Consider the following 26,911-nt stretch of genomic DNA (forward strand, 5'->3'; position numbering starts at 1 on the left):
TGAACGTCCGCAATGAGCTTTAACCGGCCTCACAAGTAAGCAGATAATCATGACTGTTCTGCCCCTAAAAACTATCACTCCTTCACATAATTTTAATGACTTAAAGCTCACCGTTGCTTATAAATACTTAAATCTTATAAGGTGGCAAACTTTAATATAATTGGTTGGCTGCTCTAAATATAAGTGGGCGGCAATGATGATAGATATTTTCCATTTAAATAAATTCATGAATATTTAATCATCAATTTCGCTATATTTTTCACTAGCCCCTCCCCCAAAAAATCCCCTACTATTGTTTATAAGAGCTTTTTTTTAGAGCCTCTCTTAATGAATAAAAATAACAACATTAGCTTCATTCCACACCAAAATAATTATTAGACCCCTAACCTTTAATGACCTTTTTAAAATTTAATTCATGGCGTTTAATACTCGTCTATAACGTATATAGAACACCAATAAGCATGATTTTAGGCACCTTCCGCTAAGTTCAGCTTTTAAAGCTGAGTTGATAATCCCATAAAAAACCATTAGAATAGAAACTAATTGAACGTTCAATTAATAAAAAAGAAGTCGTAATATGCCTAAAGTTGGAATGAAACCTCTGCGTAAACAACAGCTAATTGATGCAACATTAGAGTCGATTGGTCAACACGGATTACAAAGTACAACCATTATAACCATCAGTAAAATTGCGGGATTATCTTCTGGAATTATTAGTCATTATTTTGGTGGTAAACAAGGCCTAATAGAAGCAACCATTAAGCATCTTTTAGAGCAATTAAAGTTAGCATTACTTGAACGTGTATCGCCAAAAAAACTTAATGCACCCGAACGACTCAACATGATCATAGAGGCTAATTTCACCTCATTTCAGCGCTCTACCCCTACCATAAAAACGTGGCTTAGTTTCTGGGCAGAGTCAATGCATGATCCAAAGCTAAAAAGATTACAAAATATCAATAGTAGGCGTTTATATAGCAACCTGCTTTTTTCATATCGTCAATTATTAGCAGAAGATGTTGCCATAGTAGCGTCTCAAAAAACCGCAGCGATGATTGATGGCTTATGGCTACGCTGTGCCTTAAGTTCTTCGCCTGAAGAAGAATTCATCAAAGCTGAGCAATTATGTAAAAGCTTTATAGACGAACAAATTAACCAATACGGAGATGTTACTTGTCATTAATACGTTATAAAAATTATGTCGATGGTACTTATATAGATAATGCCAGTGGTGAAACATTTGATGTGATTAACCCCGCTACGGGAAAAGTTATCTATCAAGTTGAAGTTGCCGATGAACAAGTCCAAGAAAAAGCCATAGCCAGCGCGAAGCTTGGTTTTGATACATGGTCAGCAATGAGTGCTACCGAACGTAGCCGAATTTTACTTAAAGCTGTTGCGTTATTACATGAACGTAATGACGAGTTAGCCAAAATTGAAGTACTTGATACCGGCAAGCCATGGCAAGAAGCTTCAGTAGTTGATGTATTATCAGGCGCTGATTCAATCGAATTTTTTGCCGGGCTAGCGCCTGGTATTGAAGGTAATCAACAAGCCGTAGATGGCGACTTTTACTATACACGCCGTGAGCCCTTAGGTATTTGCGCAGGTATAGGTGCTTGGAACTATCCATTACAAATTGCTTGTTGGAAAGCAGCGCCAGCATTAGCTTGCGGTAATGTGATGATTTTTAAACCTTCTGAAGAAACACCGCTTGGCGCATTAAAATTAGCAGAAATATTTACCGAAGCAGGGTTACCTAACGGCGTATTTAACGTTGTTCAAGGCGCGGGTGAAGTCGGTGCTTGGTTAACTCATCATCCAGAAATTGCAAAAGTTTCATTTACTGGCGAAGTGGGCACCGGTAAAAAAGTCATGGCCGCTGCTGCCAGTTCACTTAAAGATGTCACCATGGAACTTGGCGGTAAGTCACCCCTGATTATTTTTGATGATGCGGATATCGATAATGCCGTTTCTGCCGCCATGTTAGGTAATTTTTATACCCAAGGCGAAGTTTGTACAAACGGTACACGCGTATTCGTACAAAAATCACTATACCCAGCCTTTATTGAGAAACTGCTCGATCGCACTAAAAATAATATTGTTGCGGGCGATCCTATGGATCCTAACACTAACTTTGGTGCACTAATTTCAGCTAAACATATGGCATTAGTACAAAGCTATATCGATATTGGCATTAAAGAAGGCGCAACACTTCTTCATGGTGGTAAAGCGTTACAACTAGAAAGTTCGCCAAACGGTTATTTTGTTGCGCCTACTATTTTTGGTGACTGTACTGACCAAATGACCATTTGCCGTGAAGAAATTTTCGGTCCGGTAATGAGCGTATTAACATTTACCGATGAAGATGAAGTGATCAGCCGAGCCAATGCAACAGAATTTGGTTTAGCCGCCGGTGTATTTACCCAAGATATTACCCGAGCACACCGTGTAGTTCATCAAATGCAAGCCGGTATTTGTTGGATAAATAGCTATGGTGCATCACCAGCCCAAATGCCTGTTGGTGGTTATAAACAGTCAGGTATTGGTAGAGAAAACGGTCTTGCTACCCTAAATCATTACACTCAAATAAAAGCAGTTTATGTAGGGCTACAGCCTCTCGATAGTCCTTTTTAACGAACAGAGTAACTCAATTTTTGTTCGTTAATTAGGCTTTAAAAAGTCTTCATACTCTAAATTAATTTAAAGGTTTTAAATGAAAAGTGAAAAATTTGATTACATTATTGTCGGTGCTGGTTCTGCGGGTTGCGTCTTAGCAAATCGTCTTAGTGAAGACAGTAATAACAACGTGTTACTGATTGAAACAGGCGGCAGCGATAAAAGTATTTTTATTCAAATGCCAACGGCATTGTCTATTCCGATGAATTCAAAAAAATACGCTTGGCAATTTGAAAGCCAACCAGAGCCGTTTCTTGATAATCGACGTATGCACTGCCCTAGAGGTAAAGTATTAGGCGGTTCATCTTCAATTAACGGCATGGTTTATGTACGTGGACATGCAAAAGATTTTGATGAATGGCAGCAACATGGCGCCCAAGAGTGGGATTACGATCACTGTTTACCCTATTTTAAAAAGTCTGAAGACTGGGCATTTAGTGCCAATGAGTATCGCGCAAAAGACGGACCTTTAGGCGTAAACAACGGCAATGAAATGAAAAATCCGCTTTACAAAGCATTTATCAATGCGGGAGTTGAAGCCGGTTACTTTGAAACGCAAGATTATAATGCGGCTCAACAAGAAGGTTTTGGCCCAATGCACATGACCGTTAAAAACGGTGTGCGCGCCTCTACAGCAAATGCTTATTTACGACCAGCAATGTCGCGCAATAACTTAACGGTTATTACGCATGCGTTGGTACATAAAGTTATACTTGAAGGTAAAAAAGCCGTTGGTGTTAAGTACGAGCATAAAGGCAAAATAATTGATGTTGGGGCAAATAAAGAAGTTATTTTATCCGCCGGCTCTATAGGCTCACCACATATATTACAGTTATCAGGTATCGGCCCTAAAGCTGTGCTTGAAGCCGCAAATATTGAAGTAAAACACGATTTACCTGGTGTAGGTGAAAACTTGCAAGATCATCTAGAGTTTTATTTTCAATTTAAGTGCAAGCAGCCAATTACACTCAATGGCAAGTTAGATTGGTGGAGTAAATTGCTAATAGGCACTCGCTGGATATTAAGCAAAAAAGGTTTAGGTTCAACCAACCATTTTGAATCTTGTGGTTTTATTCGCTCAAAAGCCAGTGTTGAATGGCCAGATCTTCAATATCACTTTTTACCGGCAGCAATGCGATATGACGGTAAAGAAGCTTTTGCAGGTCACGGATTTCAAGTACATGTTGGCCATAATAAACCTAAGAGTCGTGGGCAGATCAAAGCTATTTCAAACGATCCTAAAGCGCATCCAGAAATTCAATTTAATTACCTTGAACACGAAGAAGACCGTGAAGGGTTTCGTGCCTGTGTTCGTCTAACGCGTGAAATTATTAACCAGCAAGCTCTTGATGCATTTCGTGGGGAAGAAATTCAGCCGGGCATTCAAGTACAAACAGATGAAGAAATTGACACTTTCGTACGTCAATCTGTTGAAAGTGCTTACCACCCTTCTTGCTCATGTAAAATGGGTACAGATGCAATGTCAGTGGTAGACCCTCAAACACGAGTACATGGCATTGAAGGACTAAGAGTGGTTGATTCGTCAATATTCCCAACAATTCCTAATGGTAATCTCAATTCACCCACCATTATGGTTGCTGAACGCGCCGCCGATATTATTCGCGGACGAACGCTATTAGCGCCAGTTAATGCAGAAGTTACGCTAGCGACAAACTGGCAAGAGCAACAGCGTTCAAATGTGCCAAAACGCACAACACAATAATGTTTAATCGTGAGTGTTCTTGTAAACAGTAATTATCATCGTCATGGTTCTACCTCGGTATATGCCATGGCGACGACAATTAATGTTTTAAGCCGAGTACCAAGTTGATTTATTGCCCGCTTATTTTTAAGGGTAAAAATGAAAAAATACAGCGTTATAACGTTTATCAGTAGCATAATTACTGACTAAATTTATAGTCTGAACTTATCCATTTTTCTCATAAAAAAGTAGCATACACAATTCATCAAATTGGCTAACAAGCTGAAACTGAACACTCGGTCTGTAAGAAAAAATAGGAGTTAATTTATCTTTAAATTGATTGAAAACGTAATAAGGAAACTATCATGACCGCATGGTTATCTGCAGGAATGTTATTTACTTTTAGCGCAATCGCATTTGTACTATATCGATGGGGCAATATTCGCTGTGTTGGTGTAACACCCGTTAAAACGTTTACCTTTATTGCTATATTGTTTACTTCGGGGCTTGATGTCGGACTTATTATGTTCCCATTAACTGAGTTTGCAAGTTACGCCGATTTAGCAACTAGCCCTGAGTACGGTTTTACTAACCCCTTAGCTATAGAGTTTGGTTTTTGGGCCTTCCTTATTTGGAGCTTTTACTTTCTCACCTGCTTTTACTTTTGTGTTATTGAGCCACGTGTACGATTCTTTGAAATTCCGCTGGTTAGGTTCATTAATAACGTTGTTATTATAGGCACCTGTGCATTTACGGCTTATTTATTACTGTCTAACTTACCTTGGTATATGCCAGACCTTGGCGATGGTGAGTCTATTATTGGTAGTTTCTACTTAATTGTATTATTAGTCATTGCCTTTGCCGTGTATTCAAGTACCAACATACGTTATGTACGCATTTTAAGCCTAGCAACCACTTGGCTTTTTATCGCGTTAATTGCGGTCATGTGGGGCGGTGCATTTTTTGGTGAAAACTCAAGCATCGGCCAATTTGCCAATACCTTTTCAATGTTAGGTGGCTACTTCGGTAACATTCACGAGTTTGTTCTACCAATGAATGCTTATCATGAATTCTATCTTTACTGGTGGTTTGCATGGAGCATTATGATTGGCCAATTTACTTCACGTTTTGTCAGTGGTTTACGTACTTACCAAGTACTATTGGCTATGTTGGTATTTCCGTCTATTCCGATCGCAATATGGTTCAGCGTTTTGTATTACTACAGCATGAACGGTATAGAAACGGCTGGTTTCTATAATATTGCCATGGCATTTGTTGGCATTACATTTGTGGTTAACTCTCTCGACTCACTGATCCGTTTATACACCGACAATTTGAATATAGGGGTAACCCGTATAGGTAAAGTTAAATATTTCTTAGGCAATATTATTGCCTTAAGTTTACTTACCTTGTTATTCAAATTAGATTTCTTAGCAATCCAATGGGTTGGCGCATTAGTTATCGGGCTATTCTTCTCTTGCTTTGGTTATATTCTGCTCAGAAAATTTAAAGAAGTAGCCGCAATAGAAAGCTCACCAAAAGAAAATAAAATCGACTTTACCAAACTAGAACGAGTGACCTAATTAAATGAGTATACAATTAATGAAAAGCAGTCTTATTGCCCTAGCAACAAGTTTTCTACTAACAACCTCTTTAGCGGTATTCGCTGAAGTAACTTCAACGGTTAATTTAACCTCTGATTATACTTTTAATGGCGTAAGCTTGACTGGAAATGATCCAGCGTTACAAGCAAGTTTAGATTATTCAGGAACCGATGGTTTTTATGCTGGTACCTGGGCATCAACAGTTGATTTTGGTAACAATAAGGTAGAATTAGATGTTTACGCAGGCAAATACTTTCAGTTAGATGAAAAAATAGGTCTTGATACCGGTATTGCTTACTATACCTACCACGGCGACTCAACTTCCGATACTTACAATTATCCAGAGACTTATGCCAAGTTTAGCTACAACTCATCGGTCGGTAAGACCGAACTAAACTTCTGGTACACCTGGGACTATTTTGGCCTTGAATCGGGGCATTATATTACAATGATTGCTCATACCTTTGAAGTAGCATCAGGTCATCACCTGAAAGCGACTTTCGATCGTTCGACGTCAAATGATACAAATAAATGGTTGTGGGATGGTAAAAAATCATTCAATCATATGCGCCTTGAATATATGACCCACTATGAAGGGTTTGATTTTAATCTAGCGATTGAAGATACCACTATGAATATTGACAGTGCAGATTCACGCATTGTTTTATCCGTGTCACGTACCTTTGGTTTATAGCACCTAAGTTTATAGCGTTAGCAGCAGGTATTGATTTTTTAATACCTCAATACTAATTTAAGCGCCCTTACAGCTTTTATGTAAGGGCGCTTTTTATTGCCCTTTACAGTTCATAATTAAGCCTAGCCTTATTCACTCGTTAACATGATATGAAAAATCTAAGCTGATAACTTTATCTGAAGCTTTTCCTGAAGCTTTTTCTGAAGCAATGTCTGAAGCAATGTCTAAAGCAATCACTAAAGCTTGCAGGAAAACTCCACCTCAGTTTTCACTTCAAGTTTTTACCCAAACCTTTACATCAAACGACTAACATTCACCATTAAATACCGAAAAGTATAACTAGCACTTCCTGACGTCTTACTATCCCTGTATTATCCCCAGCATTAAATTTACCGTCCAAATGTTTAAAATAAATCAGTTAGATTGGAACATATTATGACCAAAACACACAAACCCAACAGTGCTAAAATGCTCAAAAGAGCACACACTAATATGCCTTTAGGCGTTGCCGATAGTTACCGTTATTGGGGTGAAGAAAACACCGTATTTTTGAGTAGCATGCAAGGCTGCACTATTACTGATTGCGACGAACAAACATTCGTTGATTTTCGTTTAGCTTATGGTCCTATTATTTTAGGCTACCGTGACGAACGTGTTGATAACGAAGTCATCAAGGCAATTACCAGCGTTGGCACTATTTCTGGTTTTTCTACTGGTCTCGACTCTGACGTGGTTGAATTGGTTAAGTCACTTTGTCCTAACATTGAAAAAATGCGCTTTGCTAATTCAGGCACTGAAGCAGTTATTGGCGCTGTGCGTACTGCTAGGGGCTATACCAAACGCAATAAAATTGTTGTGGTTGAAGGTGGGTTTCATGGTTTGCATGACGAAGTTATGTGGAAATCTGACGTAGATAACTGGGATGCAGACGATAAAAACTCACCAGAAATCATTCCTTTTGGCGCGGGCATTCCGCAAAGTACACGCGAACATCAAGTCAGTGTGCCACTTAACAATATTTCAGCTATTGACGCTGTTTTTGCAGAACATGGCCATGACATAGCAGCCATTTTGATTGAGCCTATTATGGGTAATTGTGGCTCTATTGCATCGACACAAACCTACATGCAGAAACTACGCGACATGTGTAACAGCAATGGCTCTGTACTTATTATGGACGAAGTAAAAACAGGTTTCCGTGTGGCTAAAGGTGGCGCCCAAGCTTTATATAATATACACGCCGATATCACCACTTACGCTAAAGCTATGGGTAATGGTTACCCTGTTGCTGCTTTTGGTGGCAAAGCTGAAGTAATGGACACCATTTCTTTTGATAAAGGTGGCGTTACTCATGGCGGCACTTATACCGCAAACATGGTGGCATTAAGTGCGGCAAAAGCAACTTTAACATTACTTAAAGAAACTGATGCACTTGAAACCATTGACCTTGTAGGCCAAAAAATCCAAGCATTGCTTTCTCGTGTATTTACCAAGTTTGGTGTTGAACATTGTTTTGCAGGGCCTAATGCTATGTTTGGGGTGCATTTTGGCGCAAACGTACCGCAAAACTATCGTGACTGGAAAAGAACAAACAGCGACTTATACACGCAATTCGCCCTTAACTTAATAAACAATGGCGTAATGTTAGAACCCGATTCGCGTGAACCTTGGTTTATTTGTGAAGCGCATCAAACCATGGACTTAAATTGGTTAGAGCAAGTGGCTGAAAAATCTATGGCAGCAGCAGTAAGTACTCAGTAAGTACTCAGTAAGTACTCAGATAACGCCCAGCAAACATCATTTCATTTTTAAGTTAACAAGTCCTTATTTAATATGAATACTTAACAATACTTTGTTGTTAAGTATTCATAACGTCATTCAGCGCTATTTTTCTACCGCAGGCATCAAATGAGCAGGAAGGTTTTTACGACGACCTGTTTCAGTTGGGCTGTAATGTTTAGCTAAATAATCAAGTATGACTTTTTCACTCTCGCCCAATGGCCATAAACCTTGTGATTTTTGCATCCAGCGAATAGTTTCCAACCAAGTATCACGGTTCATTCTGTTTTGTGTTACTAACGCAGCAGAATGACAGGCGGTACAATTAGCCTTAACCAACTCAAAACCTGTATCGACAACAAAGCCGCTATCTTTATCGAGTTTCTCTTCGCTAACTGCATAACTGCAAGGTAAGACTATCAAGCCTAAGATCAATATCGATTTTTTGAAAGTAATCATCTTAAACCACCTGAATTGCAATTCTATGACAAGCGTTATTTAAATAACCTTTAGGATTCCAGCCCGGTAAAATCATCGGTTGAGAAACACCATCACTATCGGTAGCTTTAGCCCATAACTCATAATAGCCCGCTTGTGGGAATTTAACTTTGGCTTGCCAATGTTGCCATGCATTGCGGTTTACAGGCTTTGATATTTTAACTTCCTGCCAGGTTTTACCAAAATCAATTGAGACATGCATTTTCTCCACGGTTTTATCACCAACCCACGCATGTCCATTAGCTGAAAACTCTTCTTTTAATGCATGCTTAACGCCTGATTTTGGAAAGGTAACCATTGACTTAATCGGCATACTTTCAATAATGCACATATCTTCAGCCGCTACTTTAGTACCCGGTGCTACTGGCTCACAGGGGATACGATAAGCTGGCGCACTCATTTTAGCCCCGTCATGAACAATATTACGTATGGATATACCCGTTAACCATTTTCCTGAAGTGGAAGCAGGCCAGCCACCAAAAACTAAGCGTAGCGGGTGGCCGTTCATTGCGGGTATTTCTTCATCGTTTAATGACCAGGCAATTAACGACTCATCTTCCAAAGCCTTATGCATTGGCACACCACGAGAAATAGCTTCTTTATCTGGGTTTCTCGTTAAATGTTCATCAGCTGCATGATAGCCAATATAAACCGCATCATCTTTGATACCACAATCTTTGAGTACATCTCTTAAACGTACACCGGTCCATTTAGCACAACCAACAGCACCTAAGCCCCATTGATTACCTTTCGCTGGTGGGTCAAATTCAACACGGCCATTGCCGCCACACTCTAAGGTTAATTGATAAGTATGGTGGGTAAATTTCTTTTTCAGTTCAGCTAAAGTATATGTTTTACTGGTCTTAACTGATTCACCACCTATCGTTAATGTCCAATTATTAACGTCAACATTTTCAGGAGGAAGACCATTATTGCGCACAAATAATTTATCGGCTGGTGTGACTAAGTCATTTAATAAATGAGCAGGTACTTCAGCATTCACCGGGCGATCATTTAATATAATGAGGCCAGCATGCTTACCCGCTATTCGAAATTTTTCAGTAGTTTCAGCAAATGCTGCTGGGATCAAGCCGCCTGGCATAAATCGTCCAAAAACAACCTCGGCACCTAACACCGCACCCAAGGTAGACAACCCGGTTAGAAAACCTCGGCGAGAAACCGGATCAGTGGTGCGGCCAAATATGGCTTTATCTGCTTGTTCTGGGTTTTCTCGATAAAGTTCATGAATGCCTTTTTCTAATATTTGTTTTTTTGATGGTTTTTTCATAATTAACCTTCCGTGAGTAAAATTACAACTTAAAAATGCGTACTGTTTTGTCACGCATTCATACCAATTTCAGCGCCTGCAAATCAAATTTTAAAGACTTAGTAATGTAAATATTTAAAAATAGAAAAAGACATTGTAGTCCAAATGAATTTATCGATAATTTACGAGTTAGTTCATATTATCTACACCTTATGTTCTGGTCAAGCAGTTAAAGTATTGTTCTTATTACAATGTTCTCTGCTATTAAACTAATAGCTTTATTTTAACTTTACACTGAAGCACACATATAATATCTGTCTTTTATCAACACCCAATAGAAGACACATGCTTTAGTATTTATTTGATAAATTCGTGAATAAAAATCAGCTGTTTATTTGCACTGTCTTCGTATAGAATCACCAAGTAATTTTACTCATTGAAACGCTTGAAAATAAGCCTACGGTAGTAAAAGCAACTTGCACCGCCTTCTTATTCCTTTCTAAAATGACCCAATATAAATGACTCAAATAAACGATATAACGATAGTAACTCACAACGGTAATTTTCATGCTGACGATGTTTTCAGCATTGCGGCACTTAAGCACATTTTCCCAACTTTTAACCTTGTACGTACCCGTGATTTAGAAGTGATAGGTAAGGCTGATATTGTGATTGATGTCGGTGGAGAATATGACGCTGATACCGGTCGGTTTGATCACCATCAACGCGGAGGTGCAGGTGCACGCGACAATGGTATTCCTTTTTCATCATTTGGTTTAATTTGGCAAAAATACGGTGTAGAAATATGCCAAGGTAACCAAGAAGTTGCCCAAGCAGTAGATGCAGGTTTAGTGTCAACTATTGACGCCATCGACTGTGGTCATGTTGAAGGTGTTGCTCAAGGTATTAGCTTAAGCCAAACTATTTCTATGTTTAACCCTACTTGGCAAGAAGACAGTCACTTTGATACTTGTTTTGATGAAGCTGTTGCGTTTGCATCGCGCGTATTAACACGTTTTATTGCCTCAGCTGACGGCGGCATTAGCGCGAAATCCATTGTCGCTAAAGCGATTGATAATGCTGAAGATCCACGTGTCATTGTGCTAGAAAAATACACGCCTTGGAAAACAACCGTTCACAAACTGTCTGAACAAGCGTTATATATGGTTTACCCATCAGGCTCTGGCCCATGGCGCATTCAAACCGTCCCGGTTGAACCTGGTTCATTCGAAGATAGAAAGTCACTACCTGCTCCATGGGCTGGCTTGTCGAACGAAGCACTGCAAGAAGTTACCGGTATTGACGATGCAATGTTCTGTCACAATGGTTTATTTATCGCTGGTGCAGAATCATTTGAGAGCACAATGAAAATGGCGGCTATTGCGCTGGAAACAGAATAAATTTTTGCACTATAGCCAAAATAGATAAAGTCATTTAATGATTTATGTCCTGCCGTTATGCACCCTATAACTTAGGTATAGCTTCGCCTCGAAAAATGAAGCTCTGCCTAAGTCATTATTATTTTTACAAATATCAGTCTACGACTTCAAGTTAATAGTATTAATAAATAGTCTTGGATCATCTATTTTATCCAACATAGCATTATCCGGCAAACAGTCATCATCAACATAGTCTGCAAAATCACCGGCTGAATCGAACACTAAAATATCTAACGCTAATCGGTCTAAACCATACAAACCACGATGAATCATATCGGCTGAAAACACTAATAAGTCGCCTGTGGATAAGCTTATTTTTTTACCGGTAGATAAGTCATCACTACTGACTTTGCCCTTTTCTTCTTGTCGGACATTAAATTCTTCTTCGTTATCCCAACGCTTATGGCTTTCTGGCACAAGTTCCATACCCAATTCATCGAATAAAGGTACTCGCAGATGCAAGACTTGTGTTTCTTGTATAGCGATTTTTTGTCCTTCAATGTCATGGTCATACTGGCAATCACGATGCCAAAAATCTTTCTGTGTAGGATTAACCGGGTTAAAAAATAGCTGAGTATTCATAAAGGCAGGATTGTTGACGATTACCGACTCAACAACATTCATGACTTTTTTCGAGCTGATAAAATTAAACAACTTCACTCGATCATCGCTCGATAAATATTCACTGCCGGTAATTAAAGAAGAGTTAAAGGCTTCCTCTTGATAAAACGTTGCATTGTCTCGTTGCCATAATTGATGGAACTTCAATACTACGGCTCTAAGTTGGGCTATTTCAGCGTCGTTGAAATAATTCCTAATAACAAAGTAACCTTGCTCGTCATAATTACGCTGCAATTGACACTTGTCTTCTAACATTAACTACCTTGCCTCTACGTTTCTTTTCAACTTGCTATTATAACCTTTTGAAAAAGCTATTGCCTAGACAGTACGGTTGTTTTGGTATTAACATGCTTCAATTGCCTAATATGTTTAACACGACTTTTTTAACACACACTTTTTAACACCTCATTTTAATCAAATAATGATTTAAAGATTGTCATCAAAGTAAAATTTAGCCATGGTATTGTACTCATATTATATTGCTCAAATTCAGATATCGTTTTAGCTTAGGAATTTTTTCATGACTTCGTCACACCCACTTGTTAAGCAAGTAATCACTTTTTTCAATTACCGAAAGTTTCTCACCACCTGCGCATTTATTCCACTTTTTGCTAACGCAACAATTGCTGATGAAAATTTTAATCAGTGTAAAGTTAATTTAGCTGAACGCGCTAAAACCGCAGGATTTTCTAGCTATATCACCGAAACCGTTATTAATAATATTTCCCCTATTGAGCGCGTGATCGCTTTAGATAAAAAACAGCCCGAATTCACCCAGACCTTTGAGCAATATATTAAGGCCAGAGTTAGTACTTACCATGAGCGAGTTGGCAAGCAGAAGCTAGTAGAAAATAAAGTTCTATTTGATAAATTAGAACAAAAATACGGTGTTCCACGCCAATACCTAGTATCGTTTTGGGGTTTAGAAACAGTGTTTGGTAAGCACAAAGGTAAAATGTCAGTCCTAAATTCGCTCGCAACACTGGCATGTGACCAACGTCGTAGCGAGTTTTTCACTCTAGAACTATTAAACTTGTTTACCTTAATTGAATCAGAAAAGGTATCTGTTGAACAACTGCAAGGCTCTTGGGCGGGTGCCATGGGACATATGCAATTTATGCCAACCGCGTTCTTAAAGTATGCAGTTGATGGCGACAATGACGGTAAAGTAGATATTTGGCAAAGTGAAGCTGACGCATTAACTACAGCGGCCAATTACCTGAATCAAATAGGTTGGCAAGCAAAAGAACGCTGGGGCAGAGAAGTTAAATTACCAGAAAATTTTGCCTTTGAGAAAGTCGCTTTTGACCAATATTACCCACTGAGTTATTTTCAGCAATTAGGGGTGAAACAAACGAACAACCAAGTATTATCGACTTATGATATTCAGGCAGAGCTTTATTTACCATCTGGACATAAAGGGCCAGCATTTTTACTGTACCCTAATTTCAATGTCATTATGACGTGGAATCTTTCAAAAAGTTATGCACTGTCCGTCGGTTTATTAGCGAATAAATTAGTTGGCGCGAACGGACTTGAATTTTTACAAACAGAACAAGCTAATGCGAACCGATATAGCTTTGTAGAGATGAAAAACCTACAAAGCCAACTCAATACATTAGGTTTTGAAACGGGTAAACCCGATGGTATATGGGGGCCAAAAAGCCGAGATGCTATTCGCTCATTTCAGCTCAAACATGAACTTATTGCGGATGGATATCCAAATAAGGAACTGTTTACAAAAATTAACTTAGTCATGAGTGAAACTGATTCAGTAATGCCAAAGGTCGATAAACAGAGTTAGATAAAGTTAAATAAATATTTAGTTTGATGGACTAAAGTCCAACCTACATGGGACTTTCAGGGGATAACATAACGTTGGACTATTGTTTTTTTGTAGGTCGGACTTTAGTCCGTCAATTATTAAAACTGCGATAAACCTGCGATAAACCTGAAAACCCTAAAACATATAAAGTGGTTATTATTTTTAATCGGTATTTATGCCAACAGGTACTTATGCCAACAGGTACTATATTTTATTTGACTTGATGGACTAAAGTCCAACCTACACGGGGCTTGCGGGGGATAACTTAACGTTGGACTATTGTTTTTTGTAGGTCGGACTTCAGTCCGTCAATTATTAAACCTGCGATTAACCTAGAATAAATAACATAGTTTATTCTAGGTTAATACCAACTCAACTCTTCAATTAATTCATAAAGCACTTTCAGTTCAAGGGTGTATTTTGCTTCGTTATAAGCGTCCGTTTCAATAACCCCTGCAGCTAATAAAGCTTCAGTTGAATTGGATAAATCTTTTAACCTGTTAACTTTAATGGCTTCTGGGCCAGTATAAAAACAAAGCGGGTTGCTATCAAACATTTGCTTTTCGAACTCTAACCCTGTCCATAATTGCAATTCTGTTGTTGTTACACGGAAGTTTTTAAGTTTAATACGCTGCTTAGCTTTAGTCGTTCTTAACGTGTCAGTGTCTTGAAAGAATATATATGCTGAGGTAACGAGTTTATCGTTATGGTCAACATAGGTCAGGGTTTTCCAAAATCCTGAAGGGATACGAACGGGCTCAAAGCCAACACCTTTGGTTAAAAAGCGATCGCAAGTCGTAAAAATTGGCCCTGTCATTACAATTAATTTATTGTCTTTTGATAAACTGAACTTAGAAACCGCCGTTTCTGGTACACGCCATTCGTCTTCATTAAAACGCTTATGTTGCATAGAAGCATTAGTATAAGCACAACTGTCATTGCTGGCAGATAATGCCGTATTGTAATCACCCCAAGTAACCGCGGTGCGTCGAGTTAAATGTCCTCTATCCCAGGGTGTTCCTATATAAGCACTATTGGTTATTTGATTATCTCTGCCGACACGCGCATCAATAAACCACTTACGACCTTTATAACCTGATACCGTCTGCGCAATGGCATTATCAACATTGGCAGCGGAAAATAGCGCCTGCTTGGTAGATTTACTCATAATGAGCGAGTAATGGATATATGGAATGACTACATTGCCATCCAATAACCCCGGTGGTTGCAATACATCGCCTGAAAGAGACAAGCTAGGCTTAGGTAACTCAATATTGAATGAAGGTAAAAAATCTTTTTGATAGCCATCGCGCATAAGGTAATGCCACCGTCCTTGTAAATGTATAATTAAGTCTAGACAAGTTATAAAAATACACAATATGTAGAAAACGTCTGAAAAGCTAGCAGTCATAACGTTACAGTGATTTGATAAAGATCAAAATCACTCGCCATTTATTACTGGTAAAAAAACACCTGAAAACTGTTTTAAAAAAAAGCAGCCGAAAAAGGCTGCTTTATTATCTAAATACTGCTTTTGATTAAAGGCTAACCCGTATTACGCATCCCCGTTGCTATACCAGTCATACTTACCATCAACAGCTGCTCACAAACCGGATGTTCAGGTTGTTTTCGTAAACGTTTTAATGCTTCTATCTGCAACAAGTGCAAAGGCAGTAAATACGGTCGACGTAAATTAAACGACGTAAGATTCCAAGGATCACTTTCCAATGATTCTGTTTGTCCAAGTAGCTTAAGCACCGTTTCTCTATCCGCCGTTAACTGTGAACGCAGTGCCTCACCCATGGGCAGTAAGTTCTTTTCAACCAAACTTTCATCATATAATTTAGATATATTAATATCTGACTTTAAATACACCATTTCAGTCAGTGAGATACGGGCTCTAAAATATGGCCAGTTATCTAACATGTCTTTAATGGCATCTTTGTGTGTTGTGCCTGCATCAGAAATCGCCTGACCAAAGCCTAGCCAGCTTGGCACCACTAATCGGTTTTGGCTCCAGGCAAATATCCATGGAATAGCACGTAACGACTCAATGCCGCCGTCAGATTTACGCTTGCTAGGTCGAGAGCCTAACGGTAAAGACGACAACTCTTGCTCAGGGGTTGCTTGTCGAAAATAAGTGACAAAATCGTCTTGTTCACAGACATAGTCACGATAAATAGCGCAGCTGCTTTTCGCCATGTCTTCCATCGCATTACGCCACGTATCTTTCGGTGCAGGTTGCGGCTTCACTAAGCTAGCTAAGATGGCACTGGCGTATAAATGTAAACTACGCACGGCTAAATTAGGTAAACCAAATTTAAAACGAATGGTTTCGCCCTGTTCGGTAACTCTTAAACCACCCTCTAAAGTACCAGGAGGTTGTGATGCAATAGCCGCGTGAGCTGGCCCGCCGCCACGGCCGATAGTGCCACCACGACCATGAAATAGTTTCAGAATAATATTGTGACTTTTCGCTGCAGCTACTAAGGCTTCTTGCGCCTGATACTGCGCCCATGCTGCGGCAAGTACGCCAGCATCTTTCGCTGAATCACTGTAACCTATCATGACATGTTGCGCGCCATGGGTACGTTTTGTGTAATCCTGGTCAGTTAGTAACTTATCAATAACACCTGCCGCACTATTTAAATCGTCTAGTGTTTCAAACAATGGTGCAATCGGCATATCCCAAGTAATACCGGTCGCCTTCATTAATAAATTAACTGTGAGTACATCACTTTGTTCACTTGCCATTGAAATAATATAAATGCCTAAAACTTCTTTAGGTTGCTCAGCAATAAATTTGAATGTATCGAGCACTTCTTGGGTTTGTTCACTCCATTTAACCTTAGGCAGTAATGGCCTTGGGTTATTAAGCTCTTGTTGAAGAAATTCACAACGTTTTTGCTCGTTCCACGTTAAATAATCCCCTAAACCTAAGCTTTGAGTAATCTCTGAAATTGCTTGATCATGAAACTCACTGTGTTGGCGAACATCAAGCTTAACCAGTGAAATACCAAAGCAATGTATTTTCCGAATAACATCCAATAACATTGAGTTGGCAGCACGGTTTAATCCCGCAGCTAATAAACTCTCACGACAAATAACTAAAGGCTTGAGTAACTCGTCAGGACTGGCAATAACCCCTTCGGTTTTGTTATCTTTCAATAGCGAAACACTACGCTCTAACTGTGCAATGGTTTGCTTTAAAATATGGCGATATGGACCAATATTATCGGTATCAGCAGCGGTTAATTCATCGCTGGCTTTGTTCATCGACAATTCAAGATACAGGTTTTGAAAATCAAGTAAATACAGTTCAGCCGCCAGCAATCTGGCATTAATAATAGCCTGCTTACTCAGCTCTGCGGTAACAAATGGATTACCATCGCGATCTCCCGCCATCCAACTTGCCATCGTAATCGGCGTAGCGTCTAAAGGTAATGTTTGCCCCGTTACAGCCTGACAAAGTTCGTCTAACTCACGCACAAAAGTTGGCACTGCAAACCATAAACTATCGCGAATAGCATCTAAACCCCAACGTGACTCATCTAATGGTGTAGGACGTTGTGAGCGTATTTCACTGGTATGCCACGCTTGTTCAATCAACTCTTCAATTCGACCATTTAAATCTGCACCCGACTGCCCTAATTCTTCAGCAACCTCATGGTATTTATGAATAAACGTACGACGATTAACTTCTGTTGGATGCGCTGTTAACACCAATTCAATATGAAGTTTATTAATAGCTGACAAAAACGCTTCTGGCGTACAACCACTAACTTGCTCTTTTAAAGACGCTAACGGATGCGGCAAATCAAGCTCAGCCAAGCCTTGCTCGCTGGTGGTATGTTGCTGCTCGGCAATATTAGCCAAATTCAAAAATTGGCTAAACGCACGGCCATAAATTAATAAGTCTTGTTCATCGCACGATTCAAATAAGGATTGTAGCTCATCAATAGCAAGCGCATCTTGTGCAACACCGTCTTTGGCGAGTAAACGCACACGTTCAACATTTTCTAACCAACGTTGGCCTTTATCATTGGCAATGGTTTTACCCAGTACAGAACCAAGTGAGCGAATATTTTGTGATATGGTTTCTAACATGCTTTGTTCTCTTATTAAGCTAAGTAACATAAGCGTAGAATTAATTTGAAATAGAGTCTAATATATAAAATTAATCTTTAGCATAGACAAAATTCTATATGCCATTAAATTTGCAGTCAAACCGACAACCAACTATGAGGCAATTACAACTTATTCAAGCATTGGCGCGTTACCAAAATTTGTCGGTTGTCGCCGAAAACTTGCATATATCTCAACCCTCGGTTTCTATTCAATTAAAAAATTTAAGTGAATTAATCGGTTTACCCGTCTACCAAATGCAAGGTCGAAAACTTACGCTTACCGATGCCGGTAAAGCAGTATTACGCAGTGCAAATACCATATTTCAAAGCCTCGACAACCTAAAAACTGATATAGATAATTTACAAGGTGTGATCACAGGCACCTTATTAATCTCAGTGGTAACCACCGCGCAATACTTTTTACCTTTGCTACTCGCTGCCTTTGCCAAACAACACCCAAAAGTAGAGATTAAGTTAGAAATAGGTAATCGAGAGAAAATACAAAGCCGACTACTTGAGAATAGCGACGACTTTTATATATTTAGTAACATTCCACAAAATGTACAAGTGATTGAAACACCATTTTTAGAGAATGAAGTGGTGGTAGTTGTTCCTGACAATCATGAGTTAGCCCAATTTCCAAAAGTGAGTTTAGCGCGCTTAAGCCACTACCCTTTTATTCTACGTGAAGCGGGCTCTGGCACACGTGAATATACCGTCGAATTATTTAAACAACATGGCCTAACCTTAAATGAGAAAATGACGATTGCCAGTAGTGAAGCAATAAAACAAGCCGTTGCAGCAGGCTTGGGAATATCTGTGCTAAGTAAACACACCCTAGACTTTGGTATTATGCCAGGAGTTAAAATCATTAATGTTGAACACTTCCCCATCCGAAGCAAATGGCGATTAGTGCAAAACGCATCAAGACAACCGACCTTACTCGCAGACGCCTTTCACAAATTCATGGTAGAGAATGGCGTAGGTATATTAGCGTCAGCAGTTCAAAATAATCAGCAATAATTAGCGAAAAGTTATAATCAAATATCTCCACCTAGTGATATAGTTTATGATAGTTGGTATATAGTAAAAAATAATTGCATTATCATGCAGAGTATAAGGAGGTATTCAAATGCTAACGAACATTTCAACAAGCTTTTATGACGTAATGTTTGGTGATATAAATTCTAATATACCTATGGGTAAGCTCGAAACCAAAGTATTACAAAAAGTCAGGGATATATTAAATAACCCCGACAGACTTAGTCAGCATATTCCTGCATTACCCGCGATGATAGTTCGCCTGTTAAATACAATTGACGATCCAGACTCAAGCGTCATCAGTTTTGTTGAAATTATTGAGCAAGACCCTTCATTCGCTATCGCGGTATTAAAAACAGCTAATTCTGCAATTTATCATCGAGGCGAAAAGGAAATCGTATCGTTGAATCGTGCAATAACGGTTTTAGGATTGTCGGGCCTGTTACGTATTGCTACAACGCTGTTAATGGCTAACGTTATTCCATGTAAGCCAATTTATTACAAAATGTTCGGTAAACAAATTTGGGTTCACTCCGTACAGTGTGCCACGCTTTGCGAACTATTAGCCACTAGACAAGATGAAAACGGATTTGACGCTTACTTCTTGGGTTTAATTCATGATTTAGGGAAAATCATCGTATTTGATTGCCTGTCACAAGCACTCGCGGAAGAATTATCAAGCTTACCTGGCACTAAAGTTTTCAAAGAATTGATGACTGAAATGTCAATCGACATCAGCTACTTTATAGCGTTAGAGTGGAAGCTACCAAAAATATATGCCGAAGCGTTAAGCCAGCAACGCACTACCACACGTTCAGCTTTGGCAGAAGTGCTATATAAAGCCAATCAATTAAGCGAAGTATATTTAATGATGGTAAAAGGCATAATTTCTAACGATGAATGTGAAAATCTACTAAATGAACATGCCGTCGATAAAGATATTTGGCTTAAGTTTACTAATATAGCGCCTGAAATTGAAAACAGCATAAGTTAAGGGAATTTGCTGAGCTTATGCTGAGCTAGTGTCATCTAGTTCAGCTGTAAAATTAATAGCCGCTTTAAAGTCGCCTAAACATCCAAAACTTAAATTGGCTTAAATAGGCTTAAATAGGCTTAAAACCATCAATATTAATCCCCCCCAAAAACACTGTTAAGCAGCTAATTTCATTGAAAATAAATTATTTTATAGCACTTATTTATAACACTTACTTATAACACTTACTTATAACACTTACTTATAACACTTACTTATAACACTTACTTATAACACTTACTTATAACACTTACTTATAACACTTACTTATAGCTAAACTGTAAGATTTTTAGTGTTTACAATGCTTAGCACAACCGTTGAATCATCGTGACTATTTTTTAAGTATTTCAAGTTTAAGTCTAATTTTTTCTACGCGTTCTCTATTAACATTAAAGTCTGCATAACCAAGCCTAGAAGCTGAGCGCACATGTATCGTGGTTTCATTAGACGTTGTCTCTGGGAAATAAAACTCTACATCGTCAACAAAATCAAAAAAATCTGAAGTAAACTCAGCCCGAATATAACTAATTTCAACTTCCGTCACTTTTGAGTTCTCAAAGTCATTCACGACGTTCAAAATAGCATTTTTGACTGCTATTTTCGTACCCATCATCATTATAGGCTCAATATATCGTGCTTCATCTTTTGAAAAACTATTAACGCAATTGGGTTTATTTGGGCATGATGTCAGTTGCCCATTCTCAAGACCTAAAATAGGAGCCGTTGATGTACAGCCGGTTAAAACTATCAAACTTGTGAAAACTATAATGGTAAAAATAACTTGTCTGACTTTGTTCATCGTATGAGTCCAAAAAAAGAATACATCTATAAAGTCATAGTAATTGAATCTGGCCATACTTTCTGATTATTTTAGGTAATTAAGCAATCTATTATAGATAATTTCCTGCAAGTTAATGTTATCAACCGTTAAACTAAATTCACTAAACTATTTATAAACATTAATTTGATCTTCGCAAGATAAAACAGCACAATCCTCCGCTGCGCTAAACCACAGTTTTAAACTCAGCAATGTACGTTTAGTAAAAAATCAGCACATATTTATATCGAGCAGCAAAGTAATTAGAGTAGAAATAATGCCTTCAAAAATACAACTCAGTAAAGAAGAACTTAGAGAAAACAAACTAACGCGAGACGAATACTTAACTAAACCAAAAATTCCGTTAGTGGTGGTACTAGACAATGTTACTAACAGCTACAACATTGGTGCTTTTATTCGCTTAGCCGATGCTTTTGCTATCGAAAAAGTCATTGTTTGCGGGACTGGCGCACTGAGTATTTCAGATAAAAAAATGAAAAAAGCGTCAAGAAATGAAGCAAAATGGGTAACAGTAGAATACAACGAGAGCACAACCAATAGCTTACAAACTTTATTAGATAATGGTTACTCCGTATACAGTGTTGAGCTATGTCAACAATCGGTCGATTACACCGATGTTGCTTACCCTGCTAAAAGCGTATTAGTTTTAGGCAACGAGCGCAAAGGCGTTAGTGAAGCCGCATTAACATTAAGCCACCAACATATACACATATCGATGTTTGGCATGGGCAACTCGCTAAATGTATCAACCGCTGGCGCTATTGTCTTAGCTGAATGTGCTAACCAAATTAGAAGACTGCTTTAAATAGCCCCCACCCGATTAATTCATTGCTTTGATCACGGTTCATAATATATAACATTGATACAGTTTATAGTGCAGGGCTGCTAGAAAAATTAACATGGCAGCCTGTTGAATAACCACCAAGGAATATCCCATGTTGAATGGCGCTCGCTTTTATATTTTCATTTCTATTTTATTTTTTTCAACCTTCGCTTCTTATGCTAACGCTGAGGGTAAAGTTAACTCAAAAGTTTCACAAGCAGCTGTCGCTATACCAGACAAATATGCGGCTAAAGTTGCTGAAGACATACTGCTCGCTGGCGGTAATGCGGTCGACGCAGCTATTGCAACGGGTTTTGCATTAGCCGTTACCTATATTGACGCGGGGAATATTGGTGGTGGTGGATTTATGCTGATCTACATTGACGGCGAAGCCTTGTTTTTAGACTACCGTGAAACAGCGCCCTTAACCGCGCATCGCGATATGTATCTTAATGACGAAAAAGCCGTCATCCAAAACTTAAGTTTAATTGGTGCTAAAGCGCCTGGTGTACCTGGCACAGTTGCCGGCTTTTGGGAAGCACATCAACGCTTTGGCAAACTGCCTTGGAATAAATTATTAGCACCTGCGATTAAGCTCGCTGAAGAAGGCTTTATTCCAGCAAACATCCTCGTTGATGACATACAAGATAATTACCAACGCTTTGCTGGATTAACTAATTTCAAAACCTACTTTGGCAGCGTTGAACATGGCCAAAAATTTAAACAGCCAGAGCTGGCTGCAACCTTGAAACGTATAGCAAAAAATGGCCGTAAAGAATTTTACCACGGCGAAACAGCAAAGTTACTTGTTAAGCAAATGCAGAAAAGCGGCGGTATTATCAGTGCAGAAGATCTGGCGCAATATAAGGCAGTTTGGCGCGAGCCTTTAAAAGCTAACTGGCGCGATTATCAAATTTTGTCATCGCCACCGCCAAGTTCTGGTGGCTTTGGTGTGATCCAATTACTGAAAATGAAAGACTATTTAAATGACGAATTTAAAGGTGTCGCTCATAATTCAGAGCAATATGTTCATTTAGTAGCAGAAATGGAAAAGCGCGTATTTGCTGATCGCGCAGAATATTTAGGCGACCCAGCATTTGTTGATATTGACATGACTCACTTAATTAGTGACGAATATATCAAACGACGTGCCATGGAAGTAAAACCAAATGAAATATCGCGTTTAGCGTCGGTCAATCCAGGACTTCAGTCTCCTAATACCACACATTACTCAATTGTTGATGCCGACGGAAACGCCGTTTCAAATACCTACACGATTAACTGGGCATATGGCTCTGGTGTGGTGGTTGAAGGTGCAGGTTTCTTATTAAACAACGAAATGGATGACTTTAGCGTTAAACCTGGAGTCGCTAATATATTCGGTGTTGTCGGTAATACCGCTAATGAAATACAGCCGGGCAAGCGCATGTTATCTTCAATGTCGCCAACCATACTGTTGCAAGACAACAAAGCCGTTATGGTTATCGGCACACCGGGTGGCTCAACCATTTTTACTTCGGTATTCCAAGCAATAGTCAATATAATAGATTTTAAAATGACACCGCTTCAAGCCGCTAGCGCAAGCCGTTTTCATCACCAATTACTACCACCCGATCTAATCACTCAGAGCCCTTCGCTTCCATTGCCTGAAAGTACGATTGAAGCCTTAACTAAACGCGGTTATAGAGTTGAACCTCACAGCTGGGAGTTTGGCGATATTCAAGTTATTTGGAAAGACGGTGAACAACTTATTCCAGCTTCTGATTCGCGCGATCGCGGCGTTTCAAAAGTTATTGATATAAAGTAACAGTCTTGAAAAAGTACCATTACGAGTAAGTTGTTAACATTATTTAAAAATATAAAAAGAGCTGACCAAGTAAATTGGACAGCTCTTTTCTTTTACATTACCCATATTAGCTTAATAGAAGCTATCGATATAACAGTTAACCCATAGCATAATCAGTAACATAATCAGTAATGCCAACTATCGACTTTCATCGGTAAGCCTAGCTAAAAACTATTCGTCATTCTTATGAATGTGAACATCCATTTGTGGGAAAGGAATATTTAACCCTTCTTTGGCAAATGTTTTATATACCTTCTCATTCATTTGAAAGTAAACGCCCCAATAATCAGGCGCAATCACCCATGCTCTGACGACAAAATTAACGGAGCTGTCTGCCAAAGCTGACACGGCTATAAATACATCGGGATCTTTCAAAATACGCTCATCCTCATCGCATAAGCGTTTAATCACTTCTTTGGCTTTATCTAAATCATCACCGTAGCCAACACCAATAGTCCAATCAACACGTCTTTTCGGCTCAGTTGAGTAATTAATCATTGATGAGGTCGACAATCCCCCGTTAGGAATAATGATAGTTTTATTGTCGCCACTTTTCAAAATGGTATTAAAGATCTGAATTTGATTTACCGAGCCACTATAGCCCTGCGCTTCTATAAAATCCCCCACCTTGAATGGTTTAAAAATAAGGATCATCACGCCGCCAGCAAAATTCTGTAACGTTCCCGACATAGCTAAGCCAATAGCTAAACCAAGCGCACCAATGATAGCGATAAACGAAGTCATTTCGATGCCCAACATGCCAAGCACCGTAATAACTAGCATAACTTTGAGCAGCCCACTGACAATACCAGTGAGGAAAGGTTTTAAAGATGGGTCAGTTCCACTTTTGTTTAAAGTACTTTTAACCACACGACCGATGATTTTTATAACCCAACCACCAATGATCCAAACTAAGATCGCACCAATCAATTTAGGACCGTAGAGTATTGCCATACTCGTGATTTGATTACCAATTTCTTCTGTATTCATATTATATCCCTGATTTATTTGTAAAAAATTTAACAAGCGCTTTAAAGCATCGATTGTTTGCCCTATTTTATTTTTGCTTCTTTGTCATGGTGAAAACTTCACTTGAACAGGTGCCACAAGTTAATAGTTACCTTATGAATATAGGAGATAAATTATGATTAGTCTTAAAATATATAATAATTGGGAAGATTAGTTAAGAAATCTAGTTTTAAGACGGCAATATGACTAAACGTTGTAACAATTAAAAATATTGAAAGCATTGTAAAATTGAAAATTAAAGCTTTATTTCAGCTTTAGACTTAAAGCGATAGAGCAACGAGACGGTGAGTTCTGAAACTTAGTTGAGCAATGTTCAAGCGCCTTATTTATATTCATGGCGGCATGCTTCACTGCTTAATAAAGCCTAATGTAATTAACAAGCTAAGAGCTAGCTGCCGTTCAAATTTATTGGATGGGCCTATTTTTTAAGTGCTGTAATACCAAATGTAATAAGTTATTGACCAATTTTAAGCGAGGATAAATTGTTCAAGAATACATGTTTATTGTTCCAGACTAAACATAAGTACCTGCATATCCCTGCAGGCAAGGCGTTTGATTGATTAGGGCATGGATGCCCGTAAGTAGAACAATGCAGGAGCAATTGTCGAGTAATAGCGGGCGTGTGTGATTGAAAACAACGCAGTTATTGACGATTTAACCGCCTTAAAATGATCGATTATTTATTTCAATTGGTATAATACGTCATTTATCCATTAGCTAACAATAGTGCAATAAAAAAAGGCTCAACAACGCGGTCGAACCTTTTATATAAGTAATTAAGCGAGAAAATGCAGCTTAAAGAGAGTAACGAATGCCAATGGCAACGCCGTCATCTTCAGATAATTCCATTCTGGCTTGTTGCGCTTTATCTGCACTAGTGAAATCACTGTTATCACGACGCGCTTCAAGATATATCACGGTATCAGTGTCAAATATATAATGGAGGCCCACTACAAAAAATTGACGTTTAAAGTTATCTTTTGGGTCAGCATTAAAGTTAGGTTGAATGACGTAGTTAGTGCCGGCATCTAAAATATTGTACGAGAACATAGTACGTATATCGTTATCGAATCTATATGAAAATAATGACTCCATACCAACAGCTTCGTCAATCAAGCGGCCGATATTATCGGTATCATGATTTTTGTTTTTGTTTACGTTTACTGAAGCATAAAGCCCTTTGTGCTTAAAGTTACCCCAGGTGATGCCTATACCGTAAATAAGATCAACAGCTGTAGATGTTCTCCCACTACCAAAGGTCACATCAAACTCACCGCGGTTTACACCCGCTGTTAATACTAGCTTATCGGTTGCTTGATAAGTTACCGCGCCACCATAGGTGTAGTTATAGTCAACTTTCTGTGCAGCATCTGAACCTGTTGCCAATAACTCTTCACAGGCATCTTGGGTAATATTTTCATTATCACAGGTGTAAAAAGTGCTGTTTTTAAGCTGGGTTTGCACAGTAATACTTACGTCGCCAAAGCTGTTGCGGTATTGTAAGGTTTTGTCACCACGCCCGGAGCCATTTACAGCACCGTCGTCTTTGTTGTATGTATAAACACCTGCGGTGTTGCCATCCCAGACAAAACCATAGTTTGTGTGATATACCACGTCATACCAAGCGCCCCATTGCTTGCCAATGGTGATACTGCCATATTTGTCGTGAGATAAGCCGATATAGCCAAGGCGATTATAGAAAAACTCGTCTTGAATTGATTCAAAGCGATTGTTATATACAATATCGGTACTACCTACTGGATTTACACCCCATTCAAGCAAGGCATTAGCTTGCCAATCATTCTTTAACTGACGACTAAAAGCAAAATTGATGCGAGAACCACCATTAACAAGTTCGGTTTCATCTTGAGTATTAATGACACGGGCATCGATAAAGCCACCAATTTTAACGGCATTAGTTTCATCTTTATAAATTTCGATTGCAGAAATGCTAGGGGCAACAACTATTGTCGAAAGCCATGCTGCAACTAATGTTTTATTCATTTAAATCTCTGTCTTGTTATTGGAAAAAGCTTAACTTAGCTAAGTCACTGAGAAAATATTTA

At 38.8% G+C, this 26,911-nt stretch carries 20 protein-coding genes; 12 read left to right on the plus strand and 8 right to left on the minus strand.

Annotation, left to right across the window (positions count from 1 at the left end; genetic code table 11):
* Positions 1–577: 577 nt before the first annotated feature.
* From betI to A3Q33_RS01965, 6 genes are all read left to right on the plus strand, one after another.
* On the plus strand, positions 578–1,183 hold the full coding sequence (gene betI, locus A3Q33_RS01940; protein WP_081178365.1) for a transcriptional regulator BetI: 606 nt from the start codon (positions 578–580) through the stop codon (positions 1,181–1,183).
* Positions 1,174–2,637: a betaine-aldehyde dehydrogenase gene (betB, locus tag A3Q33_RS01945; RefSeq protein WP_081178367.1), complete on the plus strand. Its 1,464-nt coding sequence runs from the start codon at positions 1,174–1,176 to the stop codon at positions 2,635–2,637. The genes betI and betB overlap by 10 nt, the downstream gene beginning before the upstream one ends.
* Positions 2,638–2,716: 79 nt before the next feature.
* On the plus strand, positions 2,717–4,402 hold the full coding sequence (gene betA, locus A3Q33_RS01950) for a choline dehydrogenase (RefSeq protein ID WP_081178369.1): 1,686 nt from the start codon (positions 2,717–2,719) through the stop codon (positions 4,400–4,402).
* A 344-nt stretch (positions 4,403–4,746) separates the two neighbouring features.
* The gene (locus A3Q33_RS01955; RefSeq protein WP_081178371.1) at positions 4,747–5,964 is read left to right on the plus strand and encodes a BCCT family transporter; all 1,218 of its coding nucleotides are present in this window, start codon (positions 4,747–4,749) and stop codon (positions 5,962–5,964) included.
* Between the two features lie 19 nt (positions 5,965–5,983).
* On the plus strand, positions 5,984–6,679 hold the full coding sequence (locus A3Q33_RS01960) for a TorF family putative porin (RefSeq protein WP_081182195.1): 696 nt from the start codon (positions 5,984–5,986) through the stop codon (positions 6,677–6,679).
* A 435-nt stretch (positions 6,680–7,114) separates the two neighbouring features.
* Positions 7,115–8,440 carry an aspartate aminotransferase family protein gene (locus A3Q33_RS01965; RefSeq protein ID WP_081178373.1) on the plus strand — a complete coding sequence of 442 codons (1,326 nt, stop codon included), beginning with the start codon at positions 7,115–7,117 and terminating at the stop codon, positions 8,438–8,440.
* A gap of 123 nt (positions 8,441–8,563) precedes the next feature.
* Here A3Q33_RS01965 and A3Q33_RS01970 read toward each other — a convergent pair whose 3' ends face one another.
* Together A3Q33_RS01970 and A3Q33_RS01975 are read right to left on the minus strand one after the other, a co-directional pair.
* Complete coding sequence (locus A3Q33_RS01970; RefSeq protein WP_081178375.1) at positions 8,564–8,917, minus strand: hypothetical protein; 354 nt, start codon at positions 8,915–8,917, stop codon at positions 8,564–8,566.
* 1 nt (position 8,918) lies between these two features.
* Positions 8,919–10,244, minus strand: coding sequence for a sulfite oxidase (locus A3Q33_RS01975; RefSeq protein ID WP_081178377.1), 1,326 nt, complete (start codon positions 10,242–10,244; stop codon positions 8,919–8,921).
* Between the two features lie 506 nt (positions 10,245–10,750).
* Here A3Q33_RS01975 and A3Q33_RS01980 point away from each other — a divergent pair.
* Positions 10,751–11,623, plus strand: coding sequence for an MYG1 family protein (locus A3Q33_RS01980; RefSeq protein ID WP_081182198.1), 873 nt, complete (start codon positions 10,751–10,753; stop codon positions 11,621–11,623).
* Positions 11,624–11,761: 138 nt separating this feature from the next.
* Here the strand turns inward: A3Q33_RS01980 and A3Q33_RS01985 are convergent, their stop codons facing one another.
* On the minus strand, positions 11,762–12,538 hold the full coding sequence (locus A3Q33_RS01985; protein WP_081178379.1) for a phytanoyl-CoA dioxygenase family protein: 777 nt from the start codon (positions 12,536–12,538) through the stop codon (positions 11,762–11,764).
* A 265-nt stretch (positions 12,539–12,803) separates the two neighbouring features.
* Between A3Q33_RS01985 and A3Q33_RS01990 the strand changes: the two genes are divergently transcribed.
* Complete coding sequence (locus A3Q33_RS01990) at positions 12,804–14,087, plus strand: lytic murein transglycosylase (RefSeq protein WP_081178381.1); 1,284 nt, start codon at positions 12,804–12,806, stop codon at positions 14,085–14,087.
* A 382-nt stretch (positions 14,088–14,469) separates the two neighbouring features.
* Here A3Q33_RS01990 and A3Q33_RS01995 read toward each other — a convergent pair whose 3' ends face one another.
* Both A3Q33_RS01995 and ppc read right to left on the minus strand, forming a co-directional pair.
* On the minus strand, positions 14,470–15,423 hold the full coding sequence (locus A3Q33_RS01995) for a DNA/RNA non-specific endonuclease (RefSeq protein ID WP_196798033.1): 954 nt from the start codon (positions 15,421–15,423) through the stop codon (positions 14,470–14,472).
* A 230-nt stretch (positions 15,424–15,653) separates the two neighbouring features.
* Positions 15,654–18,215: a phosphoenolpyruvate carboxylase gene (gene ppc, locus A3Q33_RS02000; RefSeq protein ID WP_081178385.1), complete on the minus strand. Its 2,562-nt coding sequence runs from the start codon at positions 18,213–18,215 to the stop codon at positions 15,654–15,656.
* Between the two features lie 134 nt (positions 18,216–18,349).
* On the opposite strand from ppc, the gene A3Q33_RS02005 reads away from it, so the two are divergent.
* Positions 18,350–19,258: a LysR family transcriptional regulator gene (locus A3Q33_RS02005; protein ID WP_196798034.1), complete on the plus strand. Its 909-nt coding sequence runs from the start codon at positions 18,350–18,352 to the stop codon at positions 19,256–19,258.
* Between the two features lie 109 nt (positions 19,259–19,367).
* Positions 19,368–20,270, plus strand: a complete 903-nt coding sequence (locus A3Q33_RS02010) for an HDOD domain-containing protein (RefSeq protein WP_081178389.1) — start codon at positions 19,368–19,370, stop codon at positions 20,268–20,270.
* A gap of 370 nt (positions 20,271–20,640) precedes the next feature.
* Here the strand turns inward: A3Q33_RS02010 and A3Q33_RS02015 are convergent, their stop codons facing one another.
* Positions 20,641–21,108, minus strand: a complete 468-nt coding sequence (locus A3Q33_RS02015) for a DUF1499 domain-containing protein (RefSeq protein ID WP_081178391.1) — start codon at positions 21,106–21,108, stop codon at positions 20,641–20,643.
* A gap of 295 nt (positions 21,109–21,403) precedes the next feature.
* Between A3Q33_RS02015 and A3Q33_RS02020 the strand changes: the two genes are divergently transcribed.
* A complete protein-coding gene (locus A3Q33_RS02020) occupies positions 21,404–21,952 on the plus strand; it encodes a TrmH family RNA methyltransferase (RefSeq protein ID WP_081178393.1) in 549 nt (182 codons plus the stop codon).
* Between the two features lie 130 nt (positions 21,953–22,082).
* On the plus strand, positions 22,083–23,777 hold the full coding sequence (ggt, locus tag A3Q33_RS02025) for a gamma-glutamyltransferase (protein WP_081178395.1): 1,695 nt from the start codon (positions 22,083–22,085) through the stop codon (positions 23,775–23,777).
* Positions 23,778–23,987: 210 nt separating this feature from the next.
* Here the strand turns inward: ggt and A3Q33_RS02030 are convergent, their stop codons facing one another.
* The gene (locus tag A3Q33_RS02030; protein WP_081178397.1) at positions 23,988–24,806 is read right to left on the minus strand and encodes a mechanosensitive ion channel family protein; all 819 of its coding nucleotides are present in this window, start codon (positions 24,804–24,806) and stop codon (positions 23,988–23,990) included.
* Between the two features lie 834 nt (positions 24,807–25,640).
* On the minus strand, positions 25,641–26,849 hold the full coding sequence (locus A3Q33_RS02035) for a porin (RefSeq protein WP_081178399.1): 1,209 nt from the start codon (positions 26,847–26,849) through the stop codon (positions 25,641–25,643).
* Between the last annotated feature and the right edge of the window lie 62 nt (positions 26,850–26,911).

Source organism: Colwellia sp. PAMC 21821 (assembly GCF_002077175.1).
In the GTDB taxonomy this organism is placed as follows: Bacteria; Pseudomonadota; Gammaproteobacteria; order Enterobacterales; family Alteromonadaceae; genus Cognaticolwellia.

Excerpts from the sequence above, each read along its gene's own strand:
- betI (WP_081178365.1), top strand. The coding sequence starts at position 578 with ATGCCTAAAGTTGGAATGAAACCTCTGCGTAAACAACAGCTAATTGAT.
- betA (WP_081178369.1), top strand. The coding sequence starts at position 2,717 with ATGAAAAGTGAAAAATTTGATTACATTATTGTCGGTGCTGGTTCTGCG.
- A3Q33_RS01955 (WP_081178371.1), top strand. The coding sequence starts at position 4,747 with ATGACCGCATGGTTATCTGCAGGAATGTTATTTACTTTTAGCGCAATC.
- A3Q33_RS01960 (WP_081182195.1), top strand. The coding sequence starts at position 5,984 with ATGAAAAGCAGTCTTATTGCCCTAGCAACAAGTTTTCTACTAACAACC.
- A3Q33_RS01965 (WP_081178373.1), top strand. The coding sequence starts at position 7,115 with ATGACCAAAACACACAAACCCAACAGTGCTAAAATGCTCAAAAGAGCA.
- A3Q33_RS01970 (WP_081178375.1), bottom strand. The coding sequence starts at position 8,917 with ATGATTACTTTCAAAAAATCGATATTGATCTTAGGCTTGATAGTCTTA.
- A3Q33_RS01975 (WP_081178377.1), bottom strand. The coding sequence starts at position 10,244 with ATGAAAAAACCATCAAAAAAACAAATATTAGAAAAAGGCATTCATGAA.
- A3Q33_RS01985 (WP_081178379.1), bottom strand. The coding sequence starts at position 12,538 with ATGTTAGAAGACAAGTGTCAATTGCAGCGTAATTATGACGAGCAAGGT.
- A3Q33_RS01990 (WP_081178381.1), top strand. The coding sequence starts at position 12,804 with ATGACTTCGTCACACCCACTTGTTAAGCAAGTAATCACTTTTTTCAAT.
- A3Q33_RS01995 (WP_196798033.1), bottom strand. The coding sequence starts at position 15,423 with ATGCGCGATGGCTATCAAAAAGATTTTTTACCTTCATTCAATATTGAG.
- ppc (WP_081178385.1), bottom strand. The coding sequence starts at position 18,215 with ATGTTAGAAACCATATCACAAAATATTCGCTCACTTGGTTCTGTACTG.
- A3Q33_RS02005 (WP_196798034.1), top strand. The coding sequence starts at position 18,350 with ATGAGGCAATTACAACTTATTCAAGCATTGGCGCGTTACCAAAATTTG.
- A3Q33_RS02010 (WP_081178389.1), top strand. The coding sequence starts at position 19,368 with ATGCTAACGAACATTTCAACAAGCTTTTATGACGTAATGTTTGGTGAT.
- A3Q33_RS02015 (WP_081178391.1), bottom strand. The coding sequence starts at position 21,108 with ATGAACAAAGTCAGACAAGTTATTTTTACCATTATAGTTTTCACAAGT.
- A3Q33_RS02020 (WP_081178393.1), top strand. The coding sequence starts at position 21,404 with ATGCCTTCAAAAATACAACTCAGTAAAGAAGAACTTAGAGAAAACAAA.
- ggt (WP_081178395.1), top strand. The coding sequence starts at position 22,083 with ATGTTGAATGGCGCTCGCTTTTATATTTTCATTTCTATTTTATTTTTT.
- A3Q33_RS02030 (WP_081178397.1), bottom strand. The coding sequence starts at position 24,806 with ATGAATACAGAAGAAATTGGTAATCAAATCACGAGTATGGCAATACTC.
- A3Q33_RS02035 (WP_081178399.1), bottom strand. The coding sequence starts at position 26,849 with ATGAATAAAACATTAGTTGCAGCATGGCTTTCGACAATAGTTGTTGCC.